We start from the raw sequence: 14,804 nt of genomic DNA on the forward strand, positions 1-14,804 counted from the left end.
AATGTCAAAAGTTAAAGAATTAACGCATGAAGATGTTAAAAAGATGATTTCTTCTTATATGAATGAGGAGCATGTCGCGTTATGTGAACGTGCCTATCATTTTGCTGAAGTGGCTCACCATGATCAAGTCAGAAAGTCTGGTGAACCGTACATTATTCACCCCATTCAGGTAGCCGGAATTCTTGCTGAATTAAGAATGGATCCAGAAACGGTTTGTGCGGGATATATGCACGATATTGTGGAAGATACTGGAGCCACACTTGATGATATTAAAGAAATCTTTGGCCCAACGATTGCGATGATTGTTGATGGTGATACCAAGATTAGTAAAATTCATTACAAGTCGAATAAGGAGCAAATGGCTGAAACTCACCGTAAATTATTGTTGGCGATGAGTAAGGATATCCGGGTGATGATTGTAAAGCTCGCTGATCGGCTTCATAATATGCGAACGCTTAACCATCTTCGTCCTGATAAGCAACGACGGATTTCTAACGAAACGCTGGAAATTTATGCTCCAATTGCTGACCGTTTGGGGATTAGTACGATTAAGTGGGAGCTGGAAGATCTCTCTTTGCGCTACCTCAATCCCCAGCAATACTACCGGATTGTTCATTTAATGCACTCTCGTCGTGATCAACGAGTTGCATACATTGACGAGGCAATTAAAGAAGTGAAAAAAGCCACGGCTGACCTTAACTTAGGCTCAAATGTTGAAATTTATGGACGACCAAAGCACATCTATTCTGTCTATCGGAAAATGGTAACCCAGCATAAACAGTTCAGTGAAATTTATGACCTGTTAGCAGTCCGGGTGGTTGTTGACTCCATTCGAGATTGCTATGCCGTTTTGGGAGCAATTCATACCACGTGGACGCCGATGCCCGGACGGTTTAAGGATTATATTGCGATGCCGAAAGCCAATGGTTATCAATCTTTGCATACGACAGTGATTGGTCCAGAAGGGCGGCCACTAGAAATCCAAATTCGAACTCATCACATGCATGAAGTGGCAGAATTCGGGGTTGCTGCTCACTGGGCTTATAAAGAAGGTAAGACGGACGGAGTTCAAGCAACGCTGGATAGTCGTAAGCTAAACGTTGTCAAAGAAATTTTAGAAATGCGGAGCGAGAGTCACGGTACCGATGAATTCATGCAAGGGGTCCAAAGTGATGTCTTTACGGATAAGGTCTACGCTTTTACCCCAAAAGGTGACGTGATTGAAATGCCAAAGGGCGCAGGTCCGCTGGACATGGCATATCAAATTCATACCGAAGTCGGAAACCACACGACAGGAGCCAAGGTCAATGGCCGGATTGTGCCCCTTGATTATGAAATCAAAAATGGTGATATTGTTGATATTCTAACGTCCACATCGTCTGCGGGACCAAGTCGGGATTGGGTTGATTTAGTATCGACCCGCCGGGCTAGAAATAAAATTCGCCAATTTTTCCGGGCCCATGATCGCGAAAAGAACATTGTTGAAGGACAACGAATTATTGAGGAACAGCTGCGGAATGATGGTCTAGAACCATCAGAATTTATTACAGCTGACCAAACCTTAAAGGTTGCCAATGAAATGCACTTTAAGGATGCGGATGACCTTTTTGCGGCAGTCGGCTTTGGTGATGTACCGCCGGTTGGTGTTAAAAACCGGTTTACAGCCGATCTACGCCAAAAGGCCAAAGATGATAAGCAGCGTGAGGAAGAACGGGCATTACTAGAAGAACATAAAACCTTGGAAAGTTCCGCTAGCGATAAGAAAAAGATTGCAAAGGGCAATGGCGGTGTGGTTGTAGAAGGAGTTGATAATCTCTTGACCCGTCTTAGCCATTGTTGCAGCCCGATTCCGGGTGATGAAATTGTTGGCTACATTACAAAGGGGCGGGGAGTTTCCGTTCACCGGGTGGATTGTCCAAATATTAAATCTGCTGAGCAAAGTGGCCAGCGGATTGTCCAGGTTTATTGGAGTAATCCAGAAGGCGATAAAACCAACTATAATGCGGATATTGAAGTTCAAGGATATAACCGTAATGGGATGCTGAATGATGTACTGCATTCTATCAACAACAACACTCGGTTCCTAACTTCAGTTAATGGAAAAGTTGATAATAACCGGTTAGCAACGATTTCGGCGTCGGTTGGCGTGCGTAATTTGGCGCAACTGCGGATCATTATGGATGCTCTCAAGAATATTCCGGATGTTTATGTTGTTAAACGAGTAATTCATTAGGAGTGAAAAAGGATGCGAGTTGTATTACAGCGGGTCAATCATGCCCAAGTAAGTGTTGATGGCGAAGTAATCGGAAAAATAGGTAAGGGTTACATGCTGTTAGTCGGTTTTGGTCCTGATGATACCGAAGAAACCCTTGACTACATGGTCCACAAGATTACAAACTTGCGGGTTTTTGAAAGTGAACCAGGTAAAATGAATCTAGGACTACGTGATGTCGATGGGGCGATTTTATCAATCTCTCAATTCACGCTGTATGCGGATGTGAAGCACGGTAATCGTCCGGGATTTTCAAAAGCTGCTAAACCAAGCTTGGCAGAACCGCTCTACGATCAATTTAATCGGAAACTAGCGGCGACCGGAATTCCTGTTGCAACGGGACAATTTGGCGCAGACATGAAAGTTGATTTAGAAAATGACGGTCCGGTCACAATCTGGTACGAAAAATAATATTAAAAAAATCTAATTTTAGTATTGACATTTAGTAAGTACGCTTTTATAGTATAAGCATACTTTAAGAACGAGGAGGAATTACCATGTTGGCTTTACATCAATTAGTTTGTTGTACTTGTACTCAAATGAATAGTCGAACTGACATGGTAGCAGTTGGACTCTTTTAGGGTGCATAAAAGGTACTAAATTAAAGAGTTCTCATTTCCTAATAAATTTAGGTCGTTAACCATGGCAGTGGTTAGCGACCTTTTATTTTGCGTTCAGAAAGGATGGAGGTTTATGAATTGGGAAGTTATCCAACAAAGTATCCCCAGTTTCGTTAAAGGATTCCAACTGACGTTATGGCTTTCCTTCGTTGGCATTGTTGGTTCATTGATTGTTGGGGTCTTGGTAAGTTTAGTTCGGTATTTTAAAATACCAATCATCAGTAAAATTTTAGGAGCATATGTAGAAGTTGGTAGAAATACACCATTACTAATTCAGTTGTTCTTTCTTTATTATGGTTTTCCAGTTCTCGGGATGAAACTATCTGCAGAAGCGAGTGGAATTATTGGCTTAATCTTTCTGGGTGGTGCATACATGGCTGAAGGATTTACGGGTGGTTTTAATGGTATTGGTAAATCACAAATTGATGCTGGATTAGCGTTAGGAATGAACCAGTGGGAATTAGCTCGGTATGTAGTTCTTCCCCAGGGGTTGGCGCTAAGTGTTCCAGCACTATCAGCAAATGTGATCTTCCTAATCAAGGAAACGTCAATCTTTTCTGTTATTGCCATTCCGGAATTAACCAATACAGCGCTGGATTTGATTGGAATGTACTATCGATCAAATGAATACTTGTTAGTGTTAGTAATTGCATATGCGATTATTTTAATTCCGTTGATCCTGTTCTTAGACTGGTTAGAAAGGAGGGTTCGTTATGGCTCATTCGGGAATTAGCGTGCTCCTTGAAGGGAGCAATTTTTCAAGGCTGATGGGTGGCCTTTGGACTTCCGTTTGGATTGCGGTGGTTTCATTGTTAATTGGATTGGTTCTCGGGACCGTTCTTGGTTTATTACGAACGATGAAAAATCGATTAATTCGTTTCGTATTATGGCTGTATCTAGAATTTTTCCGGATTGTACCAACAATTGTCCTTTTATTCTTGGTTTACTATATTTTGCCACGGCAGTTTAAGATTGACTTGCCGGCGACTTGGATGGCGGTACTCGCCTTTGCGCTCTGGGTAGCTGCTGAATTTAGTGATATTGTTCGTGGAGCTTTGGAGTCAGTGCCTAAACATCAGCGAGAATCTGGATTAGCACTAGGCTTATCATCTTGCCAATTATTTCGGTATGTTTTGCTTCCTCAAGCATTTCAGTTAGAACTACCAGTAACAATTAACTTGGCAACTCGGGTAATTAAAACCACTTCGTTATTAATGACGATTAGCATTATGGATGTGATCAATGTTGGTCAACAGATTATTGAAGCTAATAATCAGACGCATCCAACAGGAGTGTTCTGGGTTTATGGTTTGATCTTTATTCTTTACTTTGTAGTTGACTATCCGTTGTCGTTATGGGCAAAGCGACTGACTGCTAAGCAGAATTATTAAAAAAGGTGGGTGAAAAAATGGCAGAAGAAATTTTAAAAGTTGACCATTTAAATAAGTATTACGGTGATTGGCAAGCTCTTCATGATATTAATTTTAGTCTGAATAAGGGTGAGGTTGTAACCTTATTGGGTCCGTCGGGATCAGGAAAAAGTACGTTAATACGGACTTTAAACGGTTTGGAACCGTTCCGGAGTGGTGAGATTTATTTCCACGGCACAAAGGTAGATCTGTCACCGAAAGAATGGCAGAAATTGCGACAAAAGATTGGCATGGTTTTTCAAAGTTACGATCTTTTTCCGAATCTGACAGTTCTCGAAAATATCTTGTTAGCACCAACTAAGGTTCAAAAACGGCCGCGAGAGGAGGTGAAGAAGGAAGCTCTAGAATTGCTAGAACGGGTTCACTTAACGGAACAAGCCCATGCTTATCCGCGTGAGTTGTCTGGTGGTCAAAAGCAGCGGATCGCAATTGTTCGTGCGTTAGCGATGCATCCGGAACTAATGCTTTTTGATGAAGTAACGGCATCGCTGGATCCAGAGATGGTTCGTGGCGTTCTTGAAATTATTAAAGAGTTAGCTGATCGTGACCACATGACAATGATCATTGTGACTCATGAAATGAATTTTGCGGCTAAGATTGCTGATAAAGTCTTGTTTTTAGAAGACGGCCATATTCTTGAAGAAACGGCTGGTCAAGAATTTTTTGATCATCCGCAAACCAAGCGGGCTGCTGAATTCTTATCGAGTATGGAATTTTAATATAAGGAGATTATGAAAATGAAATTTAATTGGAAAAAGTTGATTGCGGGTGCATTAGCAACCATTAGTATCGCTGCATTAGCAGCAACTGCGGCAGTCCGGCCAACCACCGTGAATGCAGCTTCTAACCCAAGCTCCGTTAGCGCAATTAAAAAGCGTGGTGTTTTAAAGGTGGCGGTGTTTGGCGACTTGCCACCATACGGTTGGGTAAATAAGGATGGAAAACGGGTCGGCTATGATGTTGCCTTGGCTCGACAAATGGCGAAAGATCTTGGCGTAAAGGTTAAGTTTGTGCAAGTGAATGCGAATAACCGGGTGGATACCTTAAATTCGAACAAGGCCGATATTGTTTTGGCTAACTTTACGGTTACTTCCGAACGTAAGCAAGTGGTCGACTTTGCTAAACCATATATGAAGGTTTCAGTGGGCGTTGTTTCACCAAAGAAGAAGGCGATTACTAAAGTTAGTCAACTCAAGGGTAAAAAGGTGATTGTCACAAAGGGAACCACTGCTGAAAATTACTTTACTAGCAAGCAAAAAGGGGTTTCCCTTCTGAAGTTTGATTCTAAGACGCAACAATTTAATGCCCTTAAGAATAACCGTGGGGCTGCGTTAGCTGATGATAATTCCTACCTCTATGCTTGGGTAAAGAATAATCCAAAGTATACCGTTGGTATTAAGAGCATTGGACCAAAGCAATACATTGCCCCAGCTGTCAAGAAGGGAAATAAGTCATTATTGAACTGGAGTAACCAGGAAATTACCAAGCTGAATAAGCAAGACTTCTTTACTAAGGATTACAATAATGAGCTAAAGCCTTACTTTAGCAAGGATGTTAAGCCATCCGATATTATCATTACTTCTAATAAGTAATCATTACTTCTAACTAAAAACATCCCATTCGGATAATGAATGGGATGTTTTTTAGTATTGGCTTAATATTGGGCTAAGATGTTATCAACTGCTGGACCATAAGTTTCGCCAAAAAGAATTAGGTGCATGCACAAATAATAGAATTGATACCAAGGCAACCGTTTTTCAAAACCGCTTCTAAGTGGTGAAACTTCATTATAGGCTTGGTAGAATGCTTGTGAAAAGCCGCCAAAGATTGTAGTCATGGCAAGATCATATTCACGATCACCATAGAGAGCATCTGGATCAATTAAAGTTGGGGTTCCATTTTGGTCAAACATGTAGTTGCCAGACCACAAATCACCGTGAAGCAAACTCGGCATGACCAGATGTTTTGCATAATACTGGTCAAAAGCGGTGACCATATTTTGAAAATGCTGATCACGCCAGTCGTTCCAACGACCGAGCTTTTGTGCAGTCTGAATTTAAGGTTGAAGACGTTGATTAACGTAGAAATCACGCCAATCGTTATTCCAGTGATTATCCTTTAAAAGCACCTTAGTGCGGTGATTAGTGGTGAAACCAAATTGGTCAGCATGTTGTTGATGCAGTTTGGCGACTGCCCGGCCAAGCGCTGTTTGATCTTCTGGTCCTTCATCAATCCAATTTAGAATTAAGTAGGCGTTGCCATCTAAGTCACCCGAAGCAATCGGTGTTGGAGTGTTGATTACAGCACCTAAAGCTTTGAGACCTGCTTGTTCATGGGCAAAGTATTGAGCAGATTGATGAGGCTGGACTTTAATGAAGTATGGAATTCCGTCTGCAATAACACGATATGCTTCATTAATGTCACCGCCACTGACTGGTTCCCATGAACCAATGGGAGCAATGGGTAGAGATTCAAACCAGGCATTTGTTTGCATAATAATCGCTTCTTTCTAATGATTTGCTAGGTAATGATTAATGCCATTACGAATATCAAGCGCCACTCGTTTTTGGAATGTGGCTTTTTTGATTTCACGGAAATCTTTATGGGTATTAACGTAACCTGTTTCACAGAGGATTGACGGCAGAGAAGTATCACGAATAACTAAAAAGTCACCAAAATCAATGCCGCGATTGGTTAATGGTAAGTTATTAAACTGATGACTAACGTTACGGGCAAGAGTTTTAGACTTGCCACGGTGGTAATAATAACTTGTTATTCCCGAACCTTCATTTTTGTCTGGTGACGAGTTTAGACGAGTTTAAGTGTAAGCTAATGAAACAATCTGCATGGGCATTTTCAGCAATTCGCACCCGTTCCCGTAAACCGACTGCCCGATCTTTTGATCTAGTCATTACTACTTGGGCTCCCGAAGATCGTAATTGTTTAGCAAGCCGTTTGGCAATTGCTAAGGTATATGTTTTTTCCATGTATTTTGCTTGTCCGGAATTATTTTTATATTCCGCACCACTATCTGAGCCACCATGCCCGGGGTCAATCGCAATGATAGCTCCAGCAAGGTGATTAGATTTTTTTAATGGCGTTTTGGAATTAATGAGCCAACTTGGCACCCACGCACTTTCGTGATCACTCAGACGAATTCGGTACCAATTACGCTGCTCGCCAGTAATAAGGACGCGTTTTCGTTTAGTGATGCTGACGTGTCGATAGCTAATGCCCGGGCCGCTTTGAATCGGCATTGTGGCCGGATCAATGGCAACGGTTCGTTGATAAATAAGTGCGGTAAGTAAAATAATGGCCAGCACAATAAAACTGACCCCAACGATAAAGGATTTACTAACAACTTGTTTGATGCATTCCACCCCCAAGGTGATTGTCATCTAATAGTTTAAAAATCTTACAATTGAAAAGCAAGAAAATTAACTTTGATTTACTGAAAAACATTGACTATTAAGATAATCGCGAGTAATCTTAAAATCGTAAATAAAGAATTAATGACCGATGAAAAAAGAGTGATTAATGGATTCGCATTCAGCGAGTGGAGGATAGTGAAAGCTCCATTACCGAATTATTAAGTGACACTTTTGAGGCCCGGCAATGCCCGTCGTTAATGCGACGTTATCCATGAGTGATACCAAGGTGGTACCGTGCATTTGCACCCTTGTTTAGCAGGGGTGCTTTTTTATTTTGTTGGTTTAAATCAGAGGAGGAAGCAAGATGCGTTATCAACGACCAAAAGGAACGGCCGACATTCTACCCGGCGATTCTGCTAAGTGGGAATATGTAGAAAAGTTGGCTCGAAAGATCTTCCATCAGTATGGTTATCAGGGGATTCGCACGCCATTATTTGAAAGTTATGATATTTTTGCTCGTTCAGCCGGAGATACTTCAGACGTGGTCACCAAAGAAATGTATGATTTCCATGATAAGGGAGATCGTCACATTGCTTTGCGTCCAGAAGGAACTGCGGGGGTTGTCCGAGCTTTTAACGAAAACAAATTATACGGTCCAGAATATCCAAAGCCGTACAAGGTTTACTACGTTGGACCAATGTTCCGGTATGAACGTCCGCAATCCGGTCGCCAACGTGAATTCCACCAAATTGGGGTTGAAGCATTTGGCAGTGATAATCCGGCCACAGATGTTGAAGTAATTGCGATGGCTCTTCAGTTATTCACGAAGTTAGGATTAACTGATTTGCGGGTCGCGGTTAATACGTTAGGTGACCAAAAGAGTCGGGATGATTATCGAACCGCCCTTATTAACTATTTGAAACCACACTATGATGAATTGAGTGAAGATTCTCAAGAACGGTTAGAAAAAAACCCGCTTCGGGTATTGGATAGCAAAGATCCACGTGATCAAAAATTCGTTGCCGATGCTCCATCAATTCTGGACTATTTAACCCCAGAAGCCAATGCTCGCTTTGAGCAGGTTAAGCAGATGCTGGATGTTTTAGGGATTGACTATGTAGTTGATCCAGATATGGTTCGGGGCTTGGACTACTACAACCACACCATCTTTGAAGTGATGGTTAAAGCGAAGTCATTAGGAAACGGTTACACGACCATTTGTGGTGGTGGACGTTATAGTGGCCTGGTTGAACAACTTGGTGGTCCTGATCTTTCTGGAGTTGGTTTTGGGATTGGTGAGGAACGCCTATTACTATTGTTAAATGATGAAGGTATTCAACTGCCGACTGATGATCACTTAGACGTTTACGTTGTCGGGATTGGTGATGATACGAATCTCGAAAGCTTACAATTAGTGCAAGCAGCGCGTCACGCGGGCTTGATTGCTGATCGAGATTTTATGGGACGGAAACCAAAGGCCCAGTTTAGAACTGCTGACCGGATGCATGCACGGGTTGTTTTAACGGTCGGTAAGCGTGAATTAGAAGAAGGAAATGTTCACCTTAAAGTAATGGCGACTGGTAAGGAAGTCTCCGTCAAATTAGCTGATTTATTAAATGATTTTGCCAACGTTTTTGAAGAACATATTGAGGGGTAAGCGAAATGAAGAGAACAAATTATGCTGGACGTACAAATGAAAGCCAAATTGGTGAAGAAGTCGTTTTAAAGGGCTGGGTTGCCAAGCGCCGTAACCTTGGTGGCTTAATTTTCATCGATTTACGAGATCGGGAAGGGATTGTTCAATTAGTTTTCGATGAAAAGCAAGATCCAGCGGCTTTTAAAGTTGCCAATGAATGTCGAAGCGAATACATTCTCGAAGTCCGGGGATTAGTTCGTGAACGGGCCGAAATCAATCCAGACTTACCAACTGGTAAGATTGAAGTGGAAGTTAAAGAAGCCAATATTCTAGCAAAGTCACAAACGCCACCATTTGAAGTTAAGGATAATGTTGATGCCAGTGAAGATTTGCGTTTGCAATACCGTTATATTGACTTACGGCGTCCGGAAATGATGAAGAATATGAAGTTACGGAGCAAGGTTGCTTCCATTATTCATAATTACTATGACAATAATGATTTTATGGATGTGGAAACACCCGACCTAACTCGTTCAACTCCTGAAGGGGCGCGTGATTTCTTAGTTCCATCACGGCTATATCCTGGTCATTTCTATGCCTTGCCACAATCCCCACAACTTTTTAAGCAATTATTAATGGCAGCCGGCGTGGATCGTTATTACCAAATGGCACGGTGTTTCCGTGACGAAGACTTACGTGGTGATCGGCAACCGGAATTTACCCAGGTGGATACCGAAATGAGTTTTGCCACCGCTGAAGATATTCAAGACATGACGGAAGGCTTAATTAAGCGGGTCATGAAAGAAGCCTTAAATGTTGACGTTAAAACGCCATTCCCCCGGATGGAATGGCAAGAAGCCATGGATCGTTACGGTTCCGATAAACCAGATACCCGGTTTGGAATGTTAATTACTGACCTGTCAGATATCGTGAAGGACAGTAGTTTTAAGGTCTTTTCAGGGACAGTTGCTGATGGCAAATTTGTTCGGGCAATCTGTGTCCCAGGTGGAGCTGATCATTACTCAAGAAAAGATATCACCAAAAAGGAAGACTACATTAAGCGTTATGGTGCCAAGGGACTGGCCTGGGTTAAGGTCACTGCTGATGGGTACAATGGACCAATTGCTAAGTTTATTAATGATTTAGCAGCACCAATTAATGAACGCTTAGGCGCTAAAGAAGGGGATTTAATTCTATTCGTTGCTGATAGTTTTCACGTTGTTGCCGATTCACTAGGTTATTTACGAGAAAAAATTGCCCATGAAATGGACATGATTAAGCCTGGTCAATGGAATTATCTCTGGGTGGTTAACTGGCCAATGTTCGAATACGACGAAGGTTTTGGCAAGTGGATTGCTGCGCACCATCCATTTACGATGTTGAATGAAGAAGATCTGCATTACTTGGAAGATGGTGAAGATCCACATAAGGCGCATGCGCAGAGTTATGATATCATCTTAAACGGGAATGAAATTGGTGGTGGTTCCATCCGGATCCATGATCCAAAAATCCAAGAAAAGGTGTTTAAGGCGTTGGGATACACCAAAGAAGAGGCCCGAGCACGTTTCAACTTCTTAATTAAGGGGTTGGAAAACGGAATGCCGCCAGAAGGTGGGTTAGCCTTTGGTTTCGACCGGTGGGTAATGTTGCTTGCTGGCGCAGATAATATTCGTGACGTTATTCCATTCCCGAAGAACTCGAAGGGGATTGAACCAATGACCGCTGCCCCAGGGACGGTCGATCAAGAACAACTTGATGAACTACACATCGATGTCAAGGATGATTCAGAAAATAATTAGAAAAAACTGACTTTTATGTTGACGTTGAAAGTGCGGTTGTCTATAATTAGTTGCGTAGTGTAAAGACAAGTATTAATTAGTCGAAACACAGTACGATTTTAAGCTCGGAGGGAGGGGAATTTAAAATGTCAAAGACAGTCGTTCGTAAGAATGAATCTTTAGATGATGCTCTTCGGCGCTTTAAGCGTACGGTTTCACGGAACGGAACTCTTCAAGAATACCGTAAGCGTGAGTTCTATGAAAAGCCTAGCGTAAAACGTAAGTTGAAATCTGAAGCGGCACGTAAGCGTAAGAACAAGCGTCGTCACTAAAAGTGTAAAGCTCCCGGTCATGCGGCCAGGGAGCTTTTTGTTAAAGGAGATTATAAAATGAGTTTATTGGATAATTTAAAAAAAGATATGGTTGCTGCCATGAAGGCCAAGGATAAGGATACTTTGAGCGTTGTGCGGATGCTAAAGGCCTCTGTTCAAAATGAACAGATCAATCTCGGTCATGACCTTACTCCAGATGAAGAAAATGCATTAATGGCAAAGGAATACAAGCAACGGAAAGATTCAATGGCTGAATTCGAAAAGGGCGGCCGCCAAGATCTAGTTGATGCTACCAAGAAAGAGATGGCGGTTGTTGCTAAGTATATGCCTAAACAAATGAGTGCTGATGAAGTTGAAAAAGTTGTTGAAGAAACGATTGCTGAAGTCAATGCAACGAGCATGAAGGACTTCGGTAAGGTAATGGGCGCCATTATGCCGAAGGTTAAAGGTAAGGCTGACGGTAAGGTTGTTAACGAAACCGTTAAGAAAGTCTTACAGAGCAAGTAATTAGATCATCAGATTTATCATGGGGCGGGGATTTTACCCGCCCTTTACTATTTTTCAAATAATGATGATATAATTAGAAAAAAAGTAAAGGAGCAATGTTTTTGGCAGCGGATGCAAAGAAAATTACAATGAGTTTTCAAATTGAAAATCCTCAAGTAGAAGTAGGATTATTAGGAACTCAGGATAAGTATGTTGCCCTCTTTGAAGAAGGAATGAATGTCACCATCAATCCTTTTGGCAACGAATTAAAGATCACTGGTGAGCAGGAAGATGTTCACCTTACGATTCAGGTACTTCAAGAATTAGTTGATCTGTTAACACAAGGGATCATGATTAGTAGTGCAGATATCGTAAGTGCAATGAAAATGGCTCATCGCGGCACGCTTCAGTATTTTGGTGACCTTTATAATGAAAAGATTATTAATGATCGGAAAGGTCGTCCCATTCGGGTAAAAAACTTTGGCCAGCGGCAGTATGTCCATGCGATGAAGGATAACGATATTACCTTTGGAATTGGTCCTGCGGGGACGGGGAAGACCTACTTAGCAGTGGCAATGGCAATTGCAGCATTAAAACGTGGTGAGGTTGAACGGATTGTTTTGACGCGGCCCGCAGTTGAAGCTGGTGAAAGCCTAGGATTCTTACCGGGTGATTTAAAAGAAAAAGTAGATCCTTATCTCCGCCCAATTTATGATGCCTTAAATAGCATTTTTGGCGCTGACCATACTGAACGGTTAATGGAACGCGATGTCATTGAAATTGCGCCACTTGCGTACATGCGTGGTCGGACCTTGGATAACGCTTTTGTGATCTTAGATGAAGCCCAAAATACCACCAATGCTCAAATGAAGATGTTCCTGACACGACTTGGTTTTGGTTCCAAAATGGTCGTGAATGGTGATGTTTCGCAAATTGACTTACCACATGGATCGCGCAGTGGACTTATTAGTGCACAAAAGATTTTAGCAGATGTTCCTTCCATTGAGTTTGTTCGCTTTAGTGCGGAAGACGTTGTTCGGCATCCAGTTGTTGCCAAAATTATTACTGCATATGAAGAACACGCTGATCAGGAGAAGTAATCATGGAATTAGAAATGTATGATCATACCGATGGTCAGTTGACAGATCATCAAAAACAATTGGCGGAAAAACTGTTGGCATTTGCTGCTCACCAATTAGGGCTGAAAGAAAACGACGAAATGTCATTAACGTTTGTTCGTAATCCAGAAATTAAAGCGCTCAATGCAAAATATCGGGGCGTTGACCGCGCCACTGATGTAATTTCATTTGCGATGGGCGATGGAGATGAAGAAATTGTGATGGATGACGCAATGGCTGCTGAATTACCACATGATTTAGGTGATTTATTTATCTCTGTCGATAAGGTCAAGGAACAGGCATTGTTCTTAGGACATTCAGCAGATCGTGAACTGGGCTTTCTAGTGGTGCATGGCTTTTTGCACCTGAACGGTTATGATCACGAGCAACCTGATGATGAAAAGAAAATGTTCAGCTTACAGGAGAAGATCTTAGATGACTATGGGCTCGCCAGATAAACAGACTAGCAAAAATCATCGCCTCTGTCAGGCAATGCGTCATTCCGTTCATGGAATCTGGATGGTAGTATCCCAAGAACGTAACATGCGTTATCATATTGCGGCAAGTGTCTTGGTTGTTATTGCAGGACTCTGGCTAGGGTTATTACCGTGGGAATGGTTATGGTTATTTTTAGCTATTTTTACGGTTTTTTCTGCTGAATTTATGAATACGGTCGCGGAAACTTTCTGTGATTTAATGGTTGGTCACCGGTTTGATTTGAATGTAAAAAAAATAAAGGATGTTTCAGCGGGGGCAGTATTAATTGCTGCGCTCTTTGCCGTTGTAGTTGGGTTAATTATCTTTGGGCCCCGTCTGCTGGCGCTGATTGGGAGGTAAAAAATGGAGAATAAAGAATTTCATTCAGGATTTGTAGCATTGATTGGACGCCCGAATGTTGGTAAATCCACGCTCTTAAACTACATTGTTGGACAAAAAGTGGCCATTATGAGTAATGTGGCACAAACCACCCGCAATAAAATTCAGGGGATCTATACCACCGATGATGCACAAATTGTCTTTATTGATACGCCAGGTGTTCATAAGCCAAGAACTAAGCTTGGTGATTTTATGGAACGCTCAACGATGTCTGCACTTGCGGAAATTGATGCGGTGCTCTACGTGGTAGCCGCGGACGAAAAGCGAGGGCCAGGTGATGATTACATCATCAATCACTTGAAAGATGTTAAACAACCAATTTATTTGGTAGTGAATAAAATTGATACGGTTCACCCAAATGAATTGCCAACAATTGTTGGTCAATATAAGGATGCACTGCCTTTCAAGGACATTGTGCCGGTTTCTGCATTACAAGGAAACAACATCAATACCCTTATGAATGAATTGGTCCAAGAGTTGCCAGTCGGTCCACAATATTATCCTAGTGATCAGATTTCTGACCATCCGGAACGGTTTGTAATTGCGGAAATGATTCGTGAAAAAGTCTTCCAATTGACTCGGGAGGAAGTACCACACTCAGTTGCAATTGATGTAACCTCCATTAAGCGGGAAGACAACGAAACTGTGCATATCAATGCTAATATCATTGTGGAGCGCCCTGGCCAAAAGGGAATTATTATTGGTAAAAAGGGTCAAATGCTAAAGAAAATTGGCCAAATGGCTCGCCGGGATATTGAACATTTATTAGGTGATCATGTTTACTTGCAATTATGGGTTAAGGTGGTGCCAGGGTGGCGCGATAAATCAGCGATGCTGAAAGATTATGGTTACCGAAAGACAGATTATTAATTTAGATGGGGTGAG

At 41.9% G+C, this 14,804-nt stretch carries 16 protein-coding genes and 1 pseudogene; 14 read left to right on the top strand and 3 right to left on the bottom strand.

Annotation, left to right across the window (positions count from 1 at the left end; genetic code table 11):
* The first annotated feature begins 1 nt into the window (after nt 1).
* The 6 genes from HMPREF0501_RS00870 (at nt 2) to HMPREF0501_RS00895 (ending at nt 5,914) form a co-directional block, all read left to right on the top strand.
* A complete protein-coding gene (locus tag HMPREF0501_RS00870) occupies nt 2-2,233 on the top strand; it encodes a RelA/SpoT family protein (protein WP_040455526.1) in 2,232 nt (743 codons plus the stop codon).
* A gap of 12 nt (nt 2,234-2,245) precedes the next feature.
* Complete coding sequence (dtd, locus tag HMPREF0501_RS00875) at nt 2,246-2,683, top strand: D-aminoacyl-tRNA deacylase (RefSeq protein WP_006915895.1); 438 nt, start codon at nt 2,246-2,248, stop codon at nt 2,681-2,683.
* A gap of 282 nt (nt 2,684-2,965) precedes the next feature.
* Nucleotides 2,966-3,625: an amino acid ABC transporter permease gene (locus HMPREF0501_RS00880; protein WP_040455528.1), complete on the top strand. Its 660-nt coding sequence runs from the start codon at nt 2,966-2,968 to the stop codon at nt 3,623-3,625.
* A complete protein-coding gene (locus tag HMPREF0501_RS00885; RefSeq protein ID WP_006915897.1) occupies nt 3,606-4,283 on the top strand; it encodes an amino acid ABC transporter permease in 678 nt (225 codons plus the stop codon). Before HMPREF0501_RS00880 ends, HMPREF0501_RS00885 begins: the two co-directional genes overlap by 20 nt.
* Nucleotides 4,284-4,300: 17 nt before the next feature.
* Complete coding sequence (locus tag HMPREF0501_RS00890; RefSeq protein ID WP_006915898.1) at nt 4,301-5,041, top strand: amino acid ABC transporter ATP-binding protein; 741 nt, start codon at nt 4,301-4,303, stop codon at nt 5,039-5,041.
* 18 nt (nt 5,042-5,059) lie between these two features.
* On the top strand, nt 5,060-5,914 hold the full coding sequence (locus tag HMPREF0501_RS00895; RefSeq protein WP_006915899.1) for a transporter substrate-binding domain-containing protein: 855 nt from the start codon (nt 5,060-5,062) through the stop codon (nt 5,912-5,914).
* 62 nt (nt 5,915-5,976) lie between these two features.
* Here the strand turns inward: HMPREF0501_RS00895 and HMPREF0501_RS00900 are convergent.
* The 3 genes and pseudogenes from HMPREF0501_RS00900 to HMPREF0501_RS09230 form a co-directional block, all read right to left on the bottom strand.
* Nucleotides 5,977-6,816: pseudogene (locus HMPREF0501_RS00900) on the bottom strand (fructosamine kinase family protein).
* 15 nt (nt 6,817-6,831) lie between these two features.
* On the bottom strand, nt 6,832-7,098 hold the full coding sequence (locus tag HMPREF0501_RS09340; protein ID WP_081443409.1) for an N-acetylmuramoyl-L-alanine amidase: 267 nt from the start codon (nt 7,096-7,098) through the stop codon (nt 6,832-6,834).
* Nucleotides 7,099-7,108: 10 nt separating this feature from the next.
* Nucleotides 7,109-7,720, bottom strand: a complete 612-nt coding sequence (locus HMPREF0501_RS09230) for an N-acetylmuramoyl-L-alanine amidase (protein ID WP_006915901.1) — start codon at nt 7,718-7,720, stop codon at nt 7,109-7,111.
* Nucleotides 7,721-8,057: 337 nt separating this feature from the next.
* Here HMPREF0501_RS09230 and hisS point away from each other — a divergent pair, with 337 nt between their 5' ends.
* From hisS to era, 8 genes are all read left to right on the top strand, one after another.
* Complete coding sequence (gene hisS / locus HMPREF0501_RS00910) at nt 8,058-9,350, top strand: histidine--tRNA ligase (protein WP_006915902.1); 1,293 nt, start codon at nt 8,058-8,060, stop codon at nt 9,348-9,350.
* A 5-nt stretch (nt 9,351-9,355) separates the two neighbouring features.
* Complete coding sequence (gene aspS, locus HMPREF0501_RS00915; protein ID WP_006915903.1) at nt 9,356-11,128, top strand: aspartate--tRNA ligase; 1,773 nt, start codon at nt 9,356-9,358, stop codon at nt 11,126-11,128.
* 125 nt (nt 11,129-11,253) lie between these two features.
* Nucleotides 11,254-11,439 carry a 30S ribosomal protein S21 gene (gene rpsU / locus HMPREF0501_RS00920; RefSeq protein ID WP_006915904.1) on the top strand — a complete coding sequence of 62 codons (186 nt, stop codon included), beginning with the start codon at nt 11,254-11,256 and terminating at the stop codon, nt 11,437-11,439.
* Between the two features lie 57 nt (nt 11,440-11,496).
* On the top strand, nt 11,497-11,946 hold the full coding sequence (locus HMPREF0501_RS00925) for a GatB/YqeY domain-containing protein (protein ID WP_006915905.1): 450 nt from the start codon (nt 11,497-11,499) through the stop codon (nt 11,944-11,946).
* Nucleotides 11,947-12,041: 95 nt separating this feature from the next.
* On the top strand, nt 12,042-13,025 hold the full coding sequence (locus HMPREF0501_RS00930) for a PhoH family protein (protein WP_006915906.1): 984 nt from the start codon (nt 12,042-12,044) through the stop codon (nt 13,023-13,025).
* A gap of 2 nt (nt 13,026-13,027) precedes the next feature.
* Entirely contained in the window at nt 13,028-13,501 is a 474-nt protein-coding gene (gene ybeY, locus HMPREF0501_RS00935; protein WP_006915907.1) for an rRNA maturation RNase YbeY, read from the top strand.
* Nucleotides 13,485-13,880, top strand: a complete 396-nt coding sequence (locus HMPREF0501_RS00940; RefSeq protein WP_006915908.1) for a diacylglycerol kinase family protein — start codon at nt 13,485-13,487, stop codon at nt 13,878-13,880. Before ybeY ends, HMPREF0501_RS00940 begins: the two co-directional genes overlap by 17 nt.
* A gap of 3 nt (nt 13,881-13,883) precedes the next feature.
* Nucleotides 13,884-14,789 carry a GTPase Era gene (gene era, locus HMPREF0501_RS00945; protein ID WP_006915909.1) on the top strand — a complete coding sequence of 302 codons (906 nt, stop codon included), beginning with the start codon at nt 13,884-13,886 and terminating at the stop codon, nt 14,787-14,789.
* Nucleotides 14,790-14,804: the final 15 nt, after the last annotated feature.

Origin of the sequence: Limosilactobacillus coleohominis 101-4-CHN (genome assembly GCF_000161935.1) — a bacterium.
Classification (GTDB): Bacteria; Bacillota; Bacilli; order Lactobacillales; family Lactobacillaceae; genus Limosilactobacillus; species Limosilactobacillus coleohominis_A.

Bases quoted from the DNA above. Each gene is read 5' to 3' on its own strand.
- dtd (WP_006915895.1), top strand. From the start codon at position 2,246: ATGCGAGTTGTATTACAGCGGGTCAATCATGCCCAAGTAAGTGTTGAT.
- aspS (WP_006915903.1), top strand. From the start codon at position 9,356: ATGAAGAGAACAAATTATGCTGGACGTACAAATGAAAGCCAAATTGGT.
- HMPREF0501_RS00880 (WP_040455528.1), top strand. From the start codon at position 2,966: ATGAATTGGGAAGTTATCCAACAAAGTATCCCCAGTTTCGTTAAAGGA.
- HMPREF0501_RS00930 (WP_006915906.1), top strand. From the start codon at position 12,042: ATGTTTTTGGCAGCGGATGCAAAGAAAATTACAATGAGTTTTCAAATT.
- HMPREF0501_RS00885 (WP_006915897.1), top strand. From the start codon at position 3,606: ATGGCTCATTCGGGAATTAGCGTGCTCCTTGAAGGGAGCAATTTTTCA.
- HMPREF0501_RS00870 (WP_040455526.1), top strand. From the start codon at position 2: ATGTCAAAAGTTAAAGAATTAACGCATGAAGATGTTAAAAAGATGATT.
- rpsU (WP_006915904.1), top strand. From the start codon at position 11,254: ATGTCAAAGACAGTCGTTCGTAAGAATGAATCTTTAGATGATGCTCTT.
- hisS (WP_006915902.1), top strand. From the start codon at position 8,058: ATGCGTTATCAACGACCAAAAGGAACGGCCGACATTCTACCCGGCGAT.
- HMPREF0501_RS00940 (WP_006915908.1), top strand. From the start codon at position 13,485: ATGGGCTCGCCAGATAAACAGACTAGCAAAAATCATCGCCTCTGTCAG.
- ybeY (WP_006915907.1), top strand. From the start codon at position 13,028: ATGGAATTAGAAATGTATGATCATACCGATGGTCAGTTGACAGATCAT.
- HMPREF0501_RS00895 (WP_006915899.1), top strand. From the start codon at position 5,060: ATGAAATTTAATTGGAAAAAGTTGATTGCGGGTGCATTAGCAACCATT.
- HMPREF0501_RS00925 (WP_006915905.1), top strand. From the start codon at position 11,497: ATGAGTTTATTGGATAATTTAAAAAAAGATATGGTTGCTGCCATGAAG.
- HMPREF0501_RS09230 (WP_006915901.1), bottom strand. From the start codon at position 7,720: ATGACAATCACCTTGGGGGTGGAATGCATCAAACAAGTTGTTAGTAAA.
- HMPREF0501_RS00890 (WP_006915898.1), top strand. From the start codon at position 4,301: ATGGCAGAAGAAATTTTAAAAGTTGACCATTTAAATAAGTATTACGGT.
- era (WP_006915909.1), top strand. From the start codon at position 13,884: ATGGAGAATAAAGAATTTCATTCAGGATTTGTAGCATTGATTGGACGC.